11 protein-coding genes are annotated in these 17200 nt (G+C 60.7%); 7 read left to right on the top strand and 4 right to left on the bottom strand.

Features of this window, described 5'->3' with window-relative positions; translation table 11 throughout:
* Nucleotides 1–56 precede the first annotated feature (56 nt).
* The 6 genes from dgcB (at nucleotide 57) to ABFB52_RS27000 (ending at nucleotide 11962) form a co-directional block, all read left to right on the top strand.
* Nucleotides 57–2006, top strand: a complete 1950-nt coding sequence (dgcB, locus tag ABFB52_RS27025; protein ID WP_129972206.1) for a dimethylglycine demethylation protein DgcB — start codon at nucleotides 57–59, stop codon at nucleotides 2004–2006.
* The gene (locus ABFB52_RS27020) at nucleotides 2006–3226 is read left to right on the top strand and encodes an electron transfer flavoprotein subunit alpha/FixB family protein (protein WP_007959785.1); all 1221 of its coding nucleotides are present in this window, start codon (nucleotides 2006–2008) and stop codon (nucleotides 3224–3226) included. The genes dgcB and ABFB52_RS27020 overlap by 1 nt, the downstream gene beginning before the upstream one ends.
* A 9-nt stretch (nucleotides 3227–3235) precedes the next feature.
* Nucleotides 3236–4006: an electron transfer flavoprotein subunit beta gene (locus ABFB52_RS27015; RefSeq protein WP_102716762.1), complete on the top strand. Its 771-nt coding sequence runs from the start codon at nucleotides 3236–3238 to the stop codon at nucleotides 4004–4006.
* Nucleotides 4007–5222: 1216 nt separating this feature from the next.
* Nucleotides 5223–8675: a GMC oxidoreductase gene (locus ABFB52_RS27010; RefSeq protein WP_129972205.1), complete on the top strand. Its 3453-nt coding sequence runs from the start codon at nucleotides 5223–5225 to the stop codon at nucleotides 8673–8675.
* A 147-nt stretch (nucleotides 8676–8822) separates the two neighbouring features.
* Nucleotides 8823–10691 (top strand): hypothetical protein, encoded by a 1869-nt coding sequence (locus ABFB52_RS27005; protein WP_129972204.1) that lies wholly within the window; start codon nucleotides 8823–8825, stop codon nucleotides 10689–10691.
* A 26-nt stretch (nucleotides 10692–10717) separates the two neighbouring features.
* Entirely contained in the window at nucleotides 10718–11962 is a 1245-nt protein-coding gene (locus tag ABFB52_RS27000; protein WP_129972203.1) for a metallophosphoesterase, read from the top strand.
* Nucleotides 11963–12119: 157 nt separating this feature from the next.
* On the opposite strand, the gene gbcA is transcribed toward ABFB52_RS27000, so the two are convergent.
* The gene (gene gbcA / locus ABFB52_RS26995; protein ID WP_085746637.1) at nucleotides 12120–13412 is read right to left on the bottom strand and encodes a glycine-betaine demethylase subunit GbcA; all 1293 of its coding nucleotides are present in this window, start codon (nucleotides 13410–13412) and stop codon (nucleotides 12120–12122) included.
* A gap of 293 nt (nucleotides 13413–13705) precedes the next feature.
* On the opposite strand from gbcA, the gene gbcB reads away from it, so the two are divergent.
* A complete protein-coding gene (gene gbcB / locus ABFB52_RS26990) occupies nucleotides 13706–14806 on the top strand; it encodes a glycine-betaine demethylase subunit GbcB (RefSeq protein WP_011336281.1) in 1101 nt (366 codons plus the stop codon).
* A gap of 67 nt (nucleotides 14807–14873) precedes the next feature.
* Here the strand turns inward: gbcB and ABFB52_RS26985 are convergent, their stop codons facing one another.
* The 3 genes from ABFB52_RS26985 to ABFB52_RS26975 are packed head-to-tail and all read right to left on the bottom strand — an operon-like array spanning nucleotide 14874 to nucleotide 17187.
* Nucleotides 14874–15260 carry a hypothetical protein gene (locus tag ABFB52_RS26985; RefSeq protein ID WP_085746636.1) on the bottom strand — a complete coding sequence of 129 codons (387 nt, stop codon included), beginning with the start codon at nucleotides 15258–15260 and terminating at the stop codon, nucleotides 14874–14876.
* The gene (locus ABFB52_RS26980) at nucleotides 15257–16654 is read right to left on the bottom strand and encodes a hypothetical protein (RefSeq protein WP_256656661.1); all 1398 of its coding nucleotides are present in this window, start codon (nucleotides 16652–16654) and stop codon (nucleotides 15257–15259) included. Before ABFB52_RS26980 ends, ABFB52_RS26985 begins: the two co-directional genes overlap by 4 nt.
* Nucleotides 16655–16701: 47 nt before the next feature.
* Nucleotides 16702–17187 carry an Hcp family type VI secretion system effector gene (locus tag ABFB52_RS26975; RefSeq protein ID WP_011336278.1) on the bottom strand — a complete coding sequence of 162 codons (486 nt, stop codon included), beginning with the start codon at nucleotides 17185–17187 and terminating at the stop codon, nucleotides 16702–16704.
* Nucleotides 17188–17200 lie beyond the last annotated feature (13 nt).

Here is a 17200-nt window from a genome sequence, read left to right as displayed (position 1 = left end):
CTGCTCTTTCTTGCAGCTTGTAGCTTGTAGCTTGCACCTCGCCAGAGGTGACTCTGATGTTGAACACCCTTCTTCCAATCCTGTTGTTCGCAGCCCTGGCCCTCGCGGTGCTGGGTGCGTTGCGGCGGGTGGCCATGTGGCGCCGGGGCCGGGCCTCGAAGGTCGATCTGATTGGCGGCCTGTTCGCCATGCCCAAGCGTTACATGGTCGATCTGCACCACGTGGTGGCGCGGGACAAATACATCGCCAACACCCACGTCGCCACGGCGGGCGGTGCGGTGGCGTCGATCGTGCTGGCGATTCTGGTGCACGGTTTCGGTTTGCATAACCGCATTCTCGGCTACGCGTTGCTGCTGATGACGGCGGTGATGTTCGTCGGGGCGATCTTCGTTTACCGGCGTCGGCTCAACCCGCCGTCGCGGCTGTCGAAAGGCCCGTGGATGCGCCTGCCGAAAAGCCTGCTGGCGTTCTCGGCCTCGTTCTTCCTGGTGACCTTGCCGGTGGCCGGGATCCTGCCGGAGAACTTCGGCGGCTGGGTGCTGGCGGCGATTCTCGGGGTTGGTGTGCTGTGGGGCGTGTCGGAACTGTTCTTCGGCATGACCTGGGGCGGGCCGATGAAACACGCCTTCGCCGGGGCCCTGCACCTGGCCTGGCACCGTCGCGCCGAACGTTTTGGTGGTGGTCGTTCCACCGGTTTGAAACCGCTGGACCTGAACGATCCGACCGCGCCACTGGGCGTGGAGAAACCCAAGGATTTCACCTGGAACCAGTTGCTCGGTTTCGACGCCTGCGTGCAGTGCGGCAAGTGCGAAGCCGCGTGCCCGGCGTTCGCCGCCGGCCAGCCGTTGAACCCGAAAAAGCTGATTCAGGACATGGTCGTCGGCCTCGCTGGCGGCACCGATGCTAAATTCGCCGGCAGCCCGTACCCCGGCAAACCGGTGGGCGAACACGGCGGCAATCCACATCAACCGATCGTCAACGGTCTGGTCGATGCCGAAACCCTGTGGTCTTGCACCACCTGCCGCGCCTGCGTCGAGGAGTGCCCGATGATGATCGAGCACGTCGACGCCATCGTCGACATGCGCCGCCACCTGACTCTGGAAAAAGGCGCGACCCCGAACAAGGGCGCCGAAGTCCTGGAAAACCTGATTGCCACCGACAACCCCGGCGGTTTCGCCCCGGGCGGACGGATGAACTGGGCGGCGGACCTGAACCTCAACCTGCTCAGCGAGAAGAAGTCCACCGACGTGCTGTTCTGGGTCGGCGATGGAGCCTTCGACATGCGCAACCAGCGCACCTTGCGTGCGTTCGTCAAAGTGCTGAAAGCGGCCAAGGTCGACTTCGCGGTGCTCGGTCTGGAAGAGCGCGACAGCGGCGACGTGGCCCGACGTCTGGGTGACGAAGCGACCTTCCAGTTGCTCGCCAAACGCAATATCCAGACCCTGGCCAAATACAGCTTCAACCGCATCGTCACCTGCGATCCGCACAGCTTCCATGTGCTGAAAAACGAGTACGGCGCGTTCGATGGCAACTACCTCGTGCAGCACCACAGCACTTATCTGGCGGAAATCATCCAGGCCGGCGCGCTGAACCTCGGTCAGCACAAAGGCAACAGCGTGACCTATCACGACCCGTGCTACCTCGGCCGCTACAACGGCGAGTACGAGGCGCCGCGCGAAGTGCTGCGCGCTCTCGGCATCGAGATCAAGGAAATGCAACGTTCCGGCTTCCGTTCGCGCTGCTGCGGCGGCGGTGGCGGGGCGCCGATCACCGACATTCCGGGCAAGCAGCGGATCCCCGACATGCGCATGGAAGACATCCGCGAGACCGGCGCCGAGCTGGTGGCCGTGGGTTGTCCACAGTGCACGGCGATGCTCGAAGGCGTGGTCGAACCGCGTCCGCTGATCAAGGACATCGCCGAACTGGTGGCCGACGCGCTGCTCGAAGACGCCGCGCCGAACAAGCCCGCCACCCCGGCCAAACGTGAACCTGCGGAGGCCCACTGATGAGCGACATTATCCGCCGTGACCCCCGCGCCGAATGGATCGCACGCAACCGCCTGCACCCGCTGCACGCGGCCATGCAACCGGCGCAACACAGCTGGATGGGGCCCAACGGGATCATCCGCAAGAACCTGCACGGCATCGGCTTCATCGGGCCGAACGGCATCAAGCGCATCGACCGCAGCGGCGCTCAACAGGGCGGGGCGGTCAAACGTTCGGCCGCGGTCGAAGTGCAATTGCCGCTGCATCAGGTGCCGGCCCCGGCGTTCTACATCAGCGTGGTGCCGGACATGGTCGGCGGCCGCTTGAGCAGCCACGACCGTGATTTGCTCGGCCTGGCCCATCAACTGGCCGGCAGCGACGGCGCGGTACTGGCCGTGGTGTTCGGCGAGCACAAGGAAAACGCTTTCGCCACCGCAGGCGTTGACCGCTTGCTGGTGCTGGAAGGCGAAGAATTCAGCGGTTATGCACCGGAACAACGGATCCAGGGCCTGCGGGCTGTGGATAACCAGTTCAACCCGCGTCACTGGCTGCTGCCGGACAGTCGCAGCGGTGGCGGCGAACTCGGTCGGCGCTTTGCCGCTGCACTGGGTGAGCGCCCGGCCACACGGGTCTGGCAGGTCAAGGATCAGGAGTGCATCGGCCGCGCCGGTGCGGGGTTACAGGATCTGGCCCGCCCGGTGGCGCGTTTGATTCTGGCGTCCGCCGAATGTGCAGAACCGGTCAGCGAAACCCGTCACGAAGCGCTGCCGGTTGAGTTATCCACACCCGTCGCGCGCAGCCTGTCGCGGATTGAGGATCTGGGTGCGGTAGCGGTGGATCCGGCAGCGATTCCGATGGCCGAAGCCGAGTTCATCTTCTCCGGCGGCAACGGAGTCAAGGACTGGGAGCTTTTCCACAGGACTGCCGCCGCCCTCGGCGCCACCGAAGGTGCTTCGCGGGTGGCGGTGGACGATGGCTTCATGGCTCGTGATCGTCAGGTCGGCGCGTCCGGCACCTGGGTTACGGCGCGGGTTTACGTGGCCGTGGGGATTTCCGGGGCGATCCAGCACCTGCAGGGCATCGGTGCCTGCGACAAGGTGGTGGCGATCAACCTCGATCCGGGTTGCGACATGATCAAGCGTGCCGACCTGTCGGTGATCGGCGAGAGCGCGGAAATTCTTCAGGCCTTGATCGCGGCGGTAGAGGCTTACCGCAACGAAGCCAAGCGCGATGCGGCTTAAGGAACGGTTATGAGCACAAAGATCATCAGTCTGGTTTCAATCGGCGCCCACCCGACCTCCGGCCGTCCACGCCGCGCCGATCAGGACGCCCGCGCGGTGGAACTCGGCCTGCAACTGGCAGGGGATAACCTGCAAGTGCTGCACGCCGGTGACATCGCCGAACCAGCGCTGCGCGCCTATCTGGGCATGGGACTTGCGCAGATGCATGTGCTGGAACAACCGGCGGGCGCCGATGCGCTGCCGGCGTTGACCGAGTATCTGCGTGATGCCGGTGCACAAGTCGTGTTGACCGGCAGCCAGGCGGAAACCGGCGAAGGCTCGGGGATGCTGCCGTTCCTGCTGGCCGAAGGGCTGGGCTGGCCGCTGGTGGTGGGGTTGGCTCAGGTTGAGTCGATCAACGACGGTTCGGCACTGGTGCTGCAAGCGTTGCCCCGTGGGCAGCGGCGCCGGCTGAAGGTGCGCCTGCCGTTTCTGGCGACTGTGGATAACGCTGCGCCCAAGCCTCGGCAGAGTGCTTATGGCCCGGCGCGACGTGGCGTTCTCCAGGCTGAGGACGTGGAAGTGGTGGACGACGAATTGCTGGCGGTGGCGACCCTGCAACCGGCGAAGCCCCGACCGAAACGGTTGAAGGTGATCAAGGCCAAGAGCGGGGCGGACCGGATGAAGGCGGCGACGGCCAAGGCCAGTGGGGGTGGTGGGCAAGTACTAAAAGGTGTGACGGCGCAGGCCGGTGCTGAAGCGATTTTGAAGTTGTTGATCGAAGAAGGTGTTGTCCGCTAGAAGCCCCCTCACCCTAGCCCTCTCCCGGGGGGAGAGGGGACTGACCGAGTTGGGCCGGCCACTTACATCGACCTGCGACTCCGGTGGTGACCTTGGTTCGCCAAGACTCGATCACTCTCTCGCCAGATTTGAGAAAACCTGAGGTCACGATAAACGCTCAGGTCGATGTACCTCGCGAGATCACCACCGTAGGCTCCCTCTCCCCCCGGGAGAGGGCTGGGGTGAGGGCAGCGGTCACAAGCCATCCACTCCTCAGAATTTACACACAATCCCTGTTAACCACTCTGTGGATAACATGTTCGCCCCTCTCCCAACCCCATACAAACCAAGTCCTTCAGCCCTCAGATCAAAAAACAACCAGCCTAACTCGCGGTTTTTTCTGAGTTTTTCCCCAGAACAACTCTCAGACTTGCCCCCAATCTCTGTTGGCGCTTCTGTGGATAAGATGTTCGCTGTACGCTGCAAGCCATATAAACCGTGGCTTACAAAGATCTGATCAAAAAACGCTCAATTCAGTCTTTTAACCCGCCAATCACCACGCAAACCCCTATTTATCAACGCCTCCAGCGCTTTTCCACAGCACCCGACAAGTTACCCCCGAACTCTGTTGGCGCTTCTGTGGATAAGGTGTTCGCCATCCTCTACAAGCCACGTAATCCTTGACATGTAGACGATTGATCAAAAAACAATCAATCGCCAATGGAAACCCTGCTTCTGGATAAGTCACGAATTTTCTTCACAAAATCCCGATTTTTTTTCCAGGTCATCCACAGTTGTCCCCATTAGCTGTGGGTGTCTATGTGGATAACTTGTTCGCCAAACCCTGCAACCCCCGGCGGGCTTAGTCCAAAAGGCAATTGATCAGATTTCATACAGTTCTAAGAGGCTGCCTTGACTTCGATCCGGTGCCTGTCTTCACTGCAATGGCACAAGGACAGCCTTCACTTATCCACATCTGGTTCAGGGAGAACGCGTGATGGATACCCGGCCCCACCGCTTACCCCTCAATCCCTGCACGCTCCGTGCTCTGCCGGCAGCTTCGCCACGCAAGCGCACGTTGCGTCGTGCCGCCAATCAGCACGCCCGTCTGTAGCGCCTGATTCCTGCCCAAACCGTTGTACTGCCGTCGGGATTTCCCGGAGGCCAGGTGCCCGTTCGCCCATTGATTGCAGGCAACCGCAGAGTTGCCCCATCTGCCTGAGAGAGGAACCACCTCATGACACGGATCGCAACGCCCATCAGCGAAATCAAGGAACACTACGACGTCATCGTCATTGGCTCCGGGTACGGCGGCGGCATTGCCGCGTCGCGCCTGTCCCGGGCCGGTAAAAAGGTCTGTCTGCTGGAACGCGGTCGGGAGATCCAGCCCGGCGAATACCCCAACACCATGATCGCCGCGACCGAGGAATTGCAGGTGCACGATCCGGACGGCCACATCGGCTCGCGCACCGGGTTGTTCGACTTGCACGTCAACGCGCAGCAGAACGTGGTGGTCGGTTGCGGCCTCGGCGGCACGTCGCTGATCAATGCCAACGTTTCCCTGGAGCCGACCGTCGATGTTTTCCAGGATCCGCGCTGGCCACTGGCGGTACGTGAGGACCACGACGGCTTGCTCAAGGAGGGTTACGCCAAGGCCCGGGAGATGCTCAAGCCCAATCCCTACCCGAGCACCTCGCCGAACCTGCCGAAGCTTGATGCCAACAAAAAATCCGCAGATTTCCTCAAGCAAGGCGCGCACTTCTACAAGCCGCCGATCAACGTGACCTTCGACAAACTGCCCAACAACCTCAACCACGTCGGCGTCGAGCAACTGCCGTGCAACCACTGCGGCGACTGCGTTTCGGGCTGTAACAACAAGGCCAAGAACACCACGCTGATGAACTACCTGCCGGACGCCACCAATCATGGCGCGGAGATTTTCTGCCAGGCCCAGGTGCGGCATCTGGAGCGCGACGGCAATGGCTGGATCGTGCACTTCCAGTACCTCGACAGCGGCCGCGAGAAATTCGACGCGCCGACCTTGTTCGTGAAGGCCGACATCGTCGTGGTCTCCGCCGGCACCCTCGGCTCCACCGAGATTCTGCTGCGCTCGCGGGACAAAGGCCTGGTGATGTCCGGGCAGCTCGGCGAGAACATGAGCGGCAACGGCGACATCCTCGGCTTCGGCCATAACTGCGAGCAGACCATCAACGGCATCGGCTTCGGCGCGCACTCGGCCAAGGAACTGCAACCGGTCGGCCCGTGCATCACCTCGATCATCGACATGCGCACCGAGGGTGACCGCAGCAGTCGCATGGTCATCGAGGAAGGTTCGATCCCGGGCGCCCTTGGCCGGCCGATGGTGCCGGCAATGGCCGGGTTCGCCGAGATGATCGGCAAGCCCACCGACGACAGCTTCAGCGGCAAAGTGAAGTACAAGGAGCGTGAAGCCGAAAGCTTCCTGCGTGGCCCGTATCACGGCGCGCTGCACAACATGCAGACCTACCTGATCATGAGCCACGATAGCGGCCAGGGACGCATGGTCCTCGACAGCAAGGATCAACTGCGCATCGACTGGCCGGGCGTCGGCGAGCAGGAAAACTTCAAGATCGGCAACGAGCGGCTGTACCAGAGCACCAAGGCCCTGGGCGGGATCTGGGTCGAGAATCCGATCTGGACCAAGCTGCTCAAGCACAGCATCGTCTCGGTGCATCCGCTGGGCGGTTGCGTGATGGGCGAAGACGCCGCGCAAGGCGTGGTCAACCACAAGGGCCAGGTGTTCAGTGGCGCCAGTGGCACCGATGTCTACGCCAACCTGTACGTGACCGACGGCGCGGTGATCCCGACCTCACTGGCAGTCAATCCGCTGCTGACCATCTCCGCCGTGAGCGAGCGCAACATGGGCCTGCTGGCCGCCGATCGTGGCTGGACGATCGACTACACGCTGCCGTCGGCGCCGCGCAAACAGACCGCGCCGCCGACCCTTGGCGTGCAGTTCACTGAAACCATGAAGGGCTACTTCTCCCGCGCCTTCACCGCCGCGCAAAGCACCGACCTCAAGGTTTATGAGGCGGCCGCCAAACGCGGCGAGGCGGACAACTCGCCGATCGACTTCACCCTGACCATCACCGCCAACGACCTCAACCGGATGATCAAGGAGCCGGAACACGCCGCGACCATCGTCGGCACGGTGATCGCCCCGGCGCTGTCGCCGGAACCGCTGACCGCCAGCAACGGTGTGTTCAACCTGTTCGAGCAGTTCGAGCAGCAGGTCGACACGCGCCACATGAAGTACGACATGAAGCTGACCGCCGAGGACGGCCACGACTATTTCTTCAGCGCCTTCAAGACCGTGCCGGAAGACAACGGCGTGCTGAATATCTGGCACGACACCAGCACCCTCTACGTGACGCTGTATCGCGGGCCGGACAAGTCCGGTGAGGTGATCGGCTCCGGGGTGATGCACATCAAACCGACCGATTTCGCCAAGCAGATGACCACCATGAAAGTCCTCAATGCGCGCAACGAGCGTGAGCGCATCGAAGGGCTGGCGCGGTTCGGCAAGTTCTTCGCCGGGATTCTCTGGGAGAGTTATGGCGGGGTGTTTGCCGGTGACAAATACTTCAATCCCGACGCGCCGCCACGGCTGAAACGGCCACTGGATGCACCGACGCCGGCCGTGCATTTCTTCCCTACTGAAGACGGCGTGCAGTTGCGCCTGACCCGCTATCAGGCTGGCAGCAAAGGCCCGGTGATGCTGGTGCATGGTCTGGGTGTGGGCTCAAATATCTTCTCGACCGATACGATCCAGACCAACCTGCTGGAGTTTCTGTGCAAGCACGACTACGACGTGTGGCTGCTGGATTTCCGGGTGAGCATCCTGCTGCCGGCAAGCAAGAAGGAATGGAACGGCGACCAGATCGCCCAGTACGACTTCAAGGCCGCCATCGCACAGATCCAGCAGGAAACCAGAGCCAGGGACGTGCAGTGCGTGGTGCATTGCTACGGCGCGACCACGTTCTTCATGTCGCTGCTCGCCGGTTTGCAGGGCGTGCGTTCGGTGGTCTGCTCGCAGATTGCCGCCGACACGGTGGTCGCGACCGCAACGGGATTGAAGGCCGGTCTGCACTTGCCGGGAATGCTCGACGCGATCGGTATCAAATCCATGACCGCCTACGCCGACAGCAAGGAGAACTGGTTCAACCGGCTCTACGACAAGGCGCTCAACGGCTACGCGCGGATCGAAGCCCAGGGCTATTGCACCAACCCGGTGTGCCACCGCATCACCTTCATGTACGCCTCGCTGTATCGCCACGACACCCTCAACGAAACCCTGCACGACAACCTGCACGAGCTGTTCGGCGAGTCGAACATCGAGACCTTCGAGCACCTGGCGCTGATCGTGCGCAAAGGGCATCTGGTGGATTTCAAAGGGCGCGACGTGTACATGCCGCACTTTGATCGGCTGACCATGCCGATCTGCTTCATCAGCGGCGCCGACAACCAGTGTTATTTGCCGGAGAGCACGCTCAAGACCTATCAGCGGGTTTGTGAGAAGTACGGGCCGGAGCGTTACAGCCGGCATGTGGTGCCGGGTTACGGCCATATCGATTGCATGTTCGGCAAGAACGCGGTGGTCGATGTGTATCCGATCATCCTTGAACACCTGGAGAAAACAGCCCTCGGATAGCCCCGATCGTGTCGATCGTTCCCACGCTCTGCGTGGGAACGCCGCCATGGACGCTCTGCGTCCGCTTTTGTGACGCGGAGCGTCACGAGATGCATTCCCTCGCGGACGGTTCGACGCTTCGACGGGGGAACGATCTGGGGAACTGATATGGACAGCTACATCCGCTGGTTTCAACGCTTCATCTGGCTCGGCATTGCGATGAACATGGTGTTCGCGATCCCGGCGCTGTTCGCGCCGGGGTTGCTGACATCGGTGGTCGGCCTGCCGCCGCAACTCTCCGACCCGTGGCTGGAAAACGCCGGGATGCTGCTGGTGTGCATCAGCGTGTTCTACATGCCGTCGGGCTTCAACGCGCCGCGCTACGTGGTGCATTCCTGGCTGTGCGTGCTGACACGGCTGATCGCCGTGGCGTTCTGGATCTACCTGATCAACACCAGCAGCCAGGGTTCGGTGTTCGTACCGATGTTGATGGGCGACCTGAGTTTCCTCCTGATCCTCGGCATCCTGCTGTACCTCGGCACCACCCCTGAAAACCGACCGCTGACGCTGCTCTGTGACGGCTGGCGCGAATGGCGCGCAGCGTGGGCGCGGCAGTGGCAGAGTCACGCGTTCAAGGTCGGCACGCTGGTCGTGGTGGCGCTGCTGGCGTTCATCGGTTACCAGACCTGGTATCAGATGCTGCGCGTGGTGCCGGAGCAGGATTACGCCTCCGACGAAGATCACTATAAATACGCCGCCATCGGTCTCGGTATCGAAGCGCGAATTCCGTATTACCTGTTCTCCGTGCTGCCGCAGATGTGCCCGGAAAAACTGCCGAAACCCGGTGGCTGGGAAGTCTTCGGTTTCCTGTTCGAGAACGGCAAGGACCTGCCGATCGGCATGGCCAAACGACAGATCGGCTACCCGACCGTCGAGCCGAACTGCGCGCTGTGCCACACCGGCTCCTACCGGGCGAATGCCAGCGACGTTGCCGTCAATGTGCCGAGTGCACCGGCCAACACCCTGCAACTGCAAGCCTTCCAGTGGTTCGCCTACGATTGCGCCAGCGATCCGAAATTCACCACCGACGCAGTGATGGCGGCAATCAACAGCAAATTCCAGCTGGGCTTCTTCGAGAAGATCTACAACCGTTACCTGATCATCCCGATGGCCAAGACCGCGCTGCTCGAACAGAAGCAGGCCTACGCCTGGCAGAAACTGCGCCCGCAACAGGGACCGGGGCGCACCGACACCTTCAACCCGACGAAAATGGTGGTGTTCGGCTTCCCGGATGACTCGACCATCGGCACCGTCGACCTGCCGCAAGTGTGGAATCAGAAACCCCGGGAATCGATGTACCTGCACTGGGACGGCAATAACAACAAGATCCACGAGCGCAACTACGCGGCTGCGATGGCCGTGGGCGCGACGCCGGAATCGGTGCTGCCGCCGAGTTTCAACCGGGTGACCAACTGGCTGCTTGGGCACAAGGCGCCGGCGTGGCCGTGGGCACTGGATCAGGCCAAGGTAGCTCAGGGCAAACCGGTGTGGGAGGCTAACTGCGCGGGTTGTCACGATTTCGGTCGCGTCGACACCGGGCAGGTCACCACCAACATCGACCAGCTCGGCACCGATCCGCACCGGCTGAACTCGTTCACCACCGGGCTGGTGGCGGCCTTCCACACCTTCAAGAAACCGCCGTTCGATTTCGGCGCCTACCGCAAGACCCAGAGCTACAGCAACACGCCCACCGACGGCATCTGGTTGCGCGCGCCGTACCTGCACAACGGTTCGGTACCGACCTTGTGGGACTTGCTGCAACCGCCGGAAAAACGTCCGCAGGTGTTCATCACCGGCTCCGATGTCTACGACCCGGTCAACGTCGGCTTCGTGACCAGCGGCGCCCAGGCCAAGGCCTCGGCTGACTTCACCTACGACACGCGTCTGGAAGGCAACCACAACAGCGGTCACCTGTACGGCACGACGCTGTCGGACGACGACAAGCGTGCGCTGATCGAATTCATGAAAACCCTGTGAACCCCCTACGGATAGAGGATTACGCCATGTCAGCGGTCGGTCATCTGAAACACGAATACGACAAGGTCAAGGTGCGCCTGCACGGCTTGTTCACGCGCATCGAAATGGCCTGGATGAAGCTCATCAGCGAGCTGGAGCCGCAGGAGTTTCAAGCCATCATCAAGTTGCTCCAGCGCGGTCACGATCAGGCGCAATACGTGCTCAAGCACGGCGAGTTGCCGACCGACGAGCCGGCCGTGCCGTGGGAGTTGGCCCACGGTTTGTCGATCCTGCGTATCGGCAACGCGACGCCGCTGCCGCAATCGCCCGATCAACTACAAACCAAGGTACTCAAGGACGGCACGCTGCTGGGCTGTCGCAAATGGGAGCTGCTGGATCTGCTGTGGAGCGAGGCGCTGCTCAAGTGGATCGAAAACCTGCGCCATCACGCGACCTTCGGCACCGATCCGGCGCTGGTGACAATGGATCGCGAAGTGACGCTGGCAATTGCCGGCGACTGGGGCACCGGGCCGTTCAACAGCCATGCGCCGGCGGTATCGGTGGCCAACCAGATGCAACTGGCCAATGCCGATTTCACCATTCACCTGGGGGACGTTTATTACGCCGGCACCCACTCCCAGGAAGACACCGACATGGCCGGCTGGCCGATGGGCACCCATGGTTCGTTCACCCTCAATTCCAACCACGAGATGTACAGCGGCGCCCACGGCTATTTCAAGGAACTGGCCGCGCGTTTTCCGGGGCAGCAGGGCACCAGCTACTTTGCCCTGATCAACGACGACTGGCTGATTGTCGGACTGGACACGGCGTACGCCTCGGACGTCATGAACCTGTACATGGATGGCACCCTGAACAAGCCGCAGATCGAGTGGATGAAAGGTCTGCCCAAACGCAACAAACTCATGGTGCTCAGCCACCATCAGGGCTTCGACATCACCGGGCACAACAAGACCGCGCTGTATCAACCGGTGTGCGATGCGCTGGGGCGTGAGCCGGATTACTGGTATTGGGGGCATCTGCACAATGGCATCGTCTATGCGCCGCAGGGTGGGCTGCATGCGCGCTGTGCCGGGCATGGAGCGATTCCCTATGGCACCACCAGCGAACTGAACGGGCATTCGCGGGTGCTGTTTTCGGAGACGCAGGATGCCAACGATCCGGACTATCCGCTGCGGGTGTTGAATGGGTACGCGAAGATCAGGTTGGTGGGGGAGGAGATTTTCGAGGAGTTTATCGGGGAGGATGGCTCGGTAAGGTGGTCATCGCAATGATGCGGTTGCTATAAGGACGCCATGATCGTTCCCACGTCGAGGCGTCGAACCGTCCGCGTGGGAATGCCTCAATGGACGCTCTGCGTCCGCTTTTGGGACGCAGAGCGTCCCCGGCTGCATTCCCACGCAGAGCGTGGGAACGATCGGTCAGATGCAATCAGCCTTGGACCGGCACGCCTTTGAGGTACGGTGCAGGCTCGGCGCCGAGATTGCTCAGCATCCGCTCGCTGTACCAATCCACGAAATTGACCACGCCGAACTCATAGGTCTTGGAGTACGGGCCCGGCTGGTACGCGGTGGAGTTGATCCCGCGCTGGTTCTCTTCGGCCAGACGACGGTCCTGATCGTTGGTCGCGTCCCACACCTTGCGCATGCGTTCGACGTCGTAATCCACGCCTTCGACCGCATCCTTGTGCACCAGCCATTTGGTGGTGACCATGGTTTCCTGAGCGCTGATCGGCCACACGGTGAATACGATGATGTGGTCGCCCATGCAGTGGTTCCACGAGTGCGGCAAGTGCAGGATGCGCATCGAGCCCAGGTCCGGGTTCTTGATCCGGCCCATCAGTTTGGCGCAGCCCTGTTTGCCGTCCATGGTCATCGACACGGTGCCCTTGAGCAGCGGCATGCGCACGATGCGGTTGCGCAGGCCGAAACTGGCGTGGGCGTAAGGGATCTTCTCGGCTTCCCAGGCAGCGGCGGAGGCGGCGACGTGATCCTTGAACGCCTGATCGGCACGCGGGTCGGTGACGTCGTCCCATTCCAGCAGGGTTTTCAACAGTTCCGGGTGAGAGCCGCTGCAGTGGTAGCACTCGCGGTTGTTTTCCAGCACCAGTTTCCAGTTGGCCTTTTCCATCAAGGTGGTGGTAATCGCCACCTTGGTGTTCTCCATGTCGTACGGTTCCATGTAGTGGTTCAGGGTCGACAGGAAGTCATCGATGGCCGGCGGGTTCTCCGCCAGGCTGATGAAGATGTAGCCGCCGGCAGTCTTCACGTTCACCGGTTTGAGGCCGTACTGCTTCATGTCGAAGTCGGCGCCCATTTCGGTGCCGGCGAACAGCAGGCGACCGTCCAGCTCATACGTCCACTGGTGATAGTGGCAGACCAGTTTGGCGACCTTGCCCTTGTCGCTGGTGCACAGGCGCGAGCCTCGGTGGCGGCAGACGTTGTGGAACGCGTGCACCACGCCTTCGGCGCCGCGAATCACGATGATCGGGTTCTTGCCGATCTGCAGGGTGATGTAGTTGCCCTTGGCCGGGATTTCGCAGGTCATGCCGGCGATCAACCACTCTTTCTGGAAGATCTCCTGCATGTCGATATCGAACAGCCGCTCGTCGCTGTAGAACGGCTGCGGCAGGGAGTAGGTGCGCTCGCGTTCCTGCAGCATTTGTGCGGTGGCCTTGCGTGCGGGTTCCAGCGGGTCGCCCAGGCTGATTTTTGCGGTGTCCATCGATGTAATCCTCAAGGCCATCTGCGTGGCCGCGAAAGTGGCTGATCGGGTGTGCGGCTAAGGGGTGCTACGCAAGGTGTAAAGAATCTGTTTGTGTTGGGGCGAGTGTGGGGCCGCCGCTGCCCGGAACCTTATCCATGGGCGACATGGTGCAATCTGTTCCCGACGCGCAACCCCCGGTGGTTGGGGGCTGGTCGCGATAAGTATGTCAATGTCGCGGATAGGTAAACGGGGCGTTCGCGCTATACGCAGAATCGCCACATGAAGGCCGACAGTCGGCCGTGGAGAACAGCATGTCGAACAGCTTCCTGAATCCGGTCACCACCCAGACCTGGGCCAATGGCCGACACATCGTCCGTTGCGTCAAAGTCATCCAGGAAACCTGGGATGTGCGCACCTTCTGCTTCATGGCCGACCAGCCGATCCTGTTCTTCTTCAAGCCCGGACAGTTCGTGACCCTGGAGCTGGAGATCGAAGGCCAGCCGATCATGCGTTCGTACACCATCTCCAGCTCGCCGTCGGTGCCGTACAGCTTTTCGGTGACCATCAAGCGCGTGCCGGGGGGCAAGGTGTCCAACTGGCTGCACGACACGCTGCATGAAGGCCAGGAGCTGGCGGTACACGGCCCGGTCGGGCTGTTCAACGCCATCGATTTCCCGAGCCCGAAAGTGCTGTACCTGAGCGGTGGTGTCGGCATCACACCAGTGATGTCCATGGCGCGCTGGTTCTACGACACCAACGGCAACGTCGACATGACGTTCATTCACAGCGCTCGCTCACCGAAAGACATCATTTACCACCGCGAGCTGGAACACATGGCGTCGCGGATCGACAACTTCAGCCTGCACCTGATCTGCGAAAAGCATGGGCTGGGCGAGCCGTGGGCCGGCTATCGCGGCTACCTCAACCACAAGATGCTGGAACTGATGGTGCCGGACTTCCTCGAGCGCGAAGTCTTCTGCTGCGGCCCGACGCCGTACATGACGGCGGTCAAACGCCTGCTGGAAAACGCCGGCTACGACATGAAGCGCTATCACGAGGAATCCTTCGGCGCCACGCCACCGGAAGCCCGCGCCGATGCGGTGGAGCAGGCGGAACAGGCGGCGGAAGCACCGGAAGTCCCGGCGGCGGATCTGCACCTGGTGGAATTCACCTCTTCGGACAAGAGCATCCGTGTGGCCCCGGGCGAGACCGTGCATGCGGCGGCTGCGAAGGTCGGCCTGATGATCCCGAAAGCCTGCGGCATGGGGATCTGCGGGACGTGCAAGGTGCTCAAGCTGGGCGGCGAGGTGGAGATGGATCACAACGGTGGGATCACCGAGGACGACGAGGCGGAGGGGTACATTCTTTCTTGCTGCAGTGTGCCGAAGGGGGATGTTCGGATCGAATATTGAATTCAGTTTGCAGGCTTGGGGGCGATCTCTCGTAGGGGAGATCGTATGAAGTCATTAGTTGCTGTTTTTAAATAATTTCTAATGCGGCGAGAAGTCCAAAGAGCAAAAAAGTTAAGCCGGAAATTCTCTGATATTTATATAGTGTAAGTAGCGTGCGTTTGAAGTCTGGCGGAAAATTTTTAATATCTTTTGCGCTCAGTTTCCCTTGGTAAAGGTAGATTTCTGGACGTTTCAGGAAGCTAAAAATTTCCCCCATCATGTAGATCCGCCCCCGCACGCCTCCATGCCATAGCATCATAAGGCCTCCGGCGATCGAACTGTTTTGAAGGCTGTTCATTATTAGTTCTATTTTTGTTTTTGCGATATATAAAACGATGCAGTTGATTATTATGAGTGCGGCGACGTTTATGATGTTTAGAATGATAAAGGCATCTCTTGCAGTTTCATAACTCATCGGGTTTTCTCGTAAATCAATTCACCGGCGATTTCGCCGCCTTTTTCGCCCATATAGCCGACCGTAAAGGATCCGGCTCCCGCAACCACGATCCCGCACAGTGCCCCACCGATTCCTGCACTGGATACCCCGAGTGCTACGCAAATGGTGGAGGCCGTGCTTGCACCTACAGCAGAACCGACAGCTCCACCCAGAAAACTTCCGGTTTCGGTGAATTTAATCTTTTCGCACTCCTCGGCGTTCTCGTTCGTACAGACATCCTGAACCTTCATTGCCGAGGCTCCGCCAGCCACGGCCGTACCAATCCATCCGCCATATTTTACGTATTGCGAGGCTTTCACCACGCCTTGAATGTGAGTGGCGTACCCGGGCGGCTGGCCGATGCCGCCAGCCTTCCTCCAGCGGTGCACCAGGTGCGGATGCTCGATTCCTAGAGCGATCTTGAGGTTTGGGTGATCAGGGAGGCCAATGACTTTCTTCGTCAATCCGGTTAGCTGTCCGTCCAGCCGTTGAAGTAATTCGGCGCGCCGCTTTTTGAATGCTTTTGAGTTCAGGCTGCCATTGGTCTCGATAGTGCTGATATGCAATGCCTCAATGTCTTTCAAAGCGGCTTTTATGCCATCCAGATGATTAGCCGCCATGGCAGTACCAACCCCAATAACTTTTGACCCATCTGAAAGCGTCCTTCTGATGACCTCATAGTGCTGGGCAAAAAAGTCCGCCTCTTCCACCGTCAACGGCGCCAGCGCCATGCTGACGATGTGCGCGGTTTCCATCAGCAGTGATTCTTCATAAGTGCATTGCTGATTGTCTGGATCACTCAGAACAATCATCGATCCGGCCTTCACCACGTCCTCCAGTGGATTCAGGCTTTTGAATTTGGCGATGACACTCGGGTTTGGCGACGCAAACAGCTGCGCCTGAAGTTTCTCGGCGGACACGCTTTTCGGCACGATGTAGAACCCCGGCTCTTCGGGCGCCGGCAGCTCCTGCGGCCAATGCTCGCGGGGAACCATTCGCAAGTCGTTGACCGGACGCGGAGAGGAGGGCGGGGCTGAGTTCGGGCGTGTCACTTTCAGGTTCTGCTGGTGAGCGGCCCGCAGCAGACGTTCCGGATCGGGAGTTGCTGCAGGCTGTGGGAGCATCGACAAGCGTCGTGCCTTGGCCGTGCCGGTGATCGCTCCGTGCCTGTTTTGCTGCAGGATCCGAGACTGGTTCAGCAGGTTGTGTTGTTCCTGCACAAGCGCAAGGATTCCCTGCTCCGGAGTCAGGCGTCCGGCGGCAACCTCATCGGTGATGTGCTTGGCGAAATATGCGACTTGTTGATTGAACTGCACCCGCGCGATGCCGAACGCCAGATGGCGAGCACTGGCGGTCAGCGCCTGGCTGAGCAAGTTGCCTGCGGCATCCTCAACGCCGCAGGGATCATGTGATCGAGGGTTCAATCCTGGCTGCCCCACGAGGTATGGCCGGTGGTGCCCGCAATGTGGTGTACCCAACTGATGCCGCGGTAACGAATGGCCAGTTGTTCTTGAGGTTGAGCGTCGTTTTGCAGAATGACGTGGGGCACTTCCTGCGAGAGTTCAGCCAGAACGGCCCCATCGAGGGAAATTGAATAAAACTTCTCCTGCTGACCTTGAGGCGAGGTTCGGTAAAGGCTGATCGTGCATTCGAGTTCTTCGCTGTTCGAATGCGCCTGGGCCAGCAAGGGGGAAGATTTGTCGACCGCTTTGGTGATGATGACCGGTTGGTGGACGGCTTTGCCGAGGTTGTTGTCGCGGCGCATTTCATGGCTCAAGGCGAACACCATGATTTCATCGGTATGGGCTTTCTGGTATTTGTTGCCGACCGATTCCGGGGTCGAACACCCGGCTGAAATAAGGCCTTGAGTCTTGCCGGTAATGGTCATGTAGGCAGGGTTCGCCATAGTCAGCACTCCT

It is taken from the genome of Pseudomonas sp. 9.2(2024), from assembly GCF_039695385.1.
Classification (GTDB): domain Bacteria; phylum Pseudomonadota; class Gammaproteobacteria; order Pseudomonadales; family Pseudomonadaceae; genus Aquipseudomonas; species Aquipseudomonas paraglycinae.
The sequence above is the reverse complement of the archived record's forward strand: the minus strand, read 5'-3'. Positions and strand labels throughout refer to the sequence as shown.